The sequence below is a fragment of the Microcystis sp. M53603_WE2 genome, assembly GCF_030065435.1.
The window spans coordinates 1-1,812 of the sequence record NZ_JASJFF010000022.1 but is presented as its reverse complement, the minus strand read 5'-3'; the positions used below and the strand labels follow the sequence as shown (position 1 = coordinate 1,812).

General features: G+C 44.2%; 2 protein-coding genes. Both read right to left on the bottom strand.

Features of this window, described 5'->3' with window-relative positions; all coding sequences use genetic code 11:
- Positions 1-283 precede the first annotated feature (283 nt).
- Positions 284-1,138, bottom strand: a complete 855-nt coding sequence (locus tag PX481_RS00550) for a calcium-binding protein (protein ID WP_288093087.1) — start codon at positions 1,136-1,138, stop codon at positions 284-286.
- 136 nt (positions 1,139-1,274) lie between these two features.
- Positions 1,275-1,808, bottom strand: a complete 534-nt coding sequence (gene pgsA / locus PX481_RS00545; RefSeq protein ID WP_002759356.1) for a CDP-diacylglycerol--glycerol-3-phosphate 3-phosphatidyltransferase — start codon at positions 1,806-1,808, stop codon at positions 1,275-1,277.
- Between the last annotated feature and the right edge of the window lie 4 nt (positions 1,809-1,812).

The window sequence follows — 1,812 nt, the reverse complement described above, 5'->3', positions numbered from 1 at the left end:
TAGTGCAAGAAAATAGGATTGGGACATTCAAAAACCTTGCATTATTCTCCTCGTAGTACATAAACTGGTACAAAAAAAGAGGGCAACAAAGCCTGAAACTCCCGACGACCGGCTACTGACTCCTGACTCCTGACTCCTACCCCCAGGAAAAACTTTTTCAGCAAACCCTAATAAGGGTGTGTTAGCTAGGGCTAACACACCCCTACCGATTATTTCTGGTGGTTAATTTTCCCGCAAAAATCAACAATTGTCCGACTCACCGCAGGGGATGGACAGGGATAGATTAGATAACGACAATATTGGATGCAGTGAAGGTTGGAATACCAAGAAGATTTGCGATTCGAACCGAACCAGCGCCACCAACACCATCTACGTCAAACCATAAAGCACCATTGGCAGTATTGTAGATAAATCTTTGAGCTGCAGTAGCAGCGCTATTGATTCCCGCACCAGAACGGAATTGTGCAGCACCCAAAGGACCAGCAGTCAGTCCACCAGCGAAACCAGTGGCGGAAACATTGATAACATCACCTTGAGAGGAGCTAAAACCCGAGATCCAATCAAATCCTTCGCTGGGACTGTTGAAAACAAAATTGTCAGCACCAGCACCACCAGTTAAAGTATCGGTTCCAGCACCACCAACTAAAGTATCTTTTCCATCACCACCAACTAAAGTATCGTTTCCAGCACCACCGACTAGGCTATCGTCGAACGCACTACCTGTGATGAAATAGGAATCAGTGAGGGTGAGTGGTGCGATCGTACTTACTATTTGCGGACCCGACGCTTTCGTGAAAGTAACACCGCCGGTTGTTAGTTGATAAGTGCCGGCAGTCGAAGCTCTAACAAAGGTAAGGCTATCTGCTGGCAGGGAAAGGGTCGTAGAAAAGCCTCCACCGTACTTGGAAAGGGTTGCTGTGTTATCAGCAACGCCTGCTTTGGCTATTCTCCAAACTGTATCGCCGCCCGCACTTAAAAGGCCCAGGGAAGTGAGATTATCGTCGGCAAGGCCTGTTGCTGATATACTAATGGGGACAGTAGGATGGGCGTTCAGGAAAGCGGCAACTGACGTAGTCACATTAGGATTGAAAGTAACACTAGAGGTGGAGTCAGCGAATGATATAGTTACAGTGGGCATGGTTTTTCCTTTGAATGATTTGTTTGAATTTGAAGAGTCTGATAATCTTCCTCCCGATTATTATATACCAAGAAAAAAAATGCAATCATGTTTGCGAGGCTTGTTTCCTGAATTATTGCTAATGGTTAAGTTTTTATCAATTTTGGGTTAATTTTTGGCTGGGTGTGATATAAATCAGACCAGAAATTAAAGTTAATATCACCGATAGCCAAAAAGCCACCAGAGCAATTAAATTATATTCAGAAGGCAAGGGAGCGATTAAGAGAGCGATAGCGACAATTTGGCTGACTGTTTTGCTTTTTCCCCACCAATTAGCCCCTTTTATGTCGCTATTTCCTGTTAAATTCGGATTAATGCGCCAACCAGCGATCGCTAATTCGCGAGCGAGAATCAAAAATACTCCCCAAGCAGCAATTAAATCCATTTCAATCAGAGCTAAGAGGGGAGCGAGAACCAGTAATTTATCGACCAAAGGATCGAGAAATTTGCCTAATTCGGTGATTTGATTTAATTTTCGCGCTAGATAACCATCGAGCCAATCGGTGCTGGCAGCAATCAGAAAGATAATTAAACTTAACCAGCGATCGATTTCTGTGCCTTGGTGCAACCAGTATAAAATTAATGGCAGTCCCAAGAGTCGCGATAGGGTAATCGAGTTGGGTAGGTTCATTTTT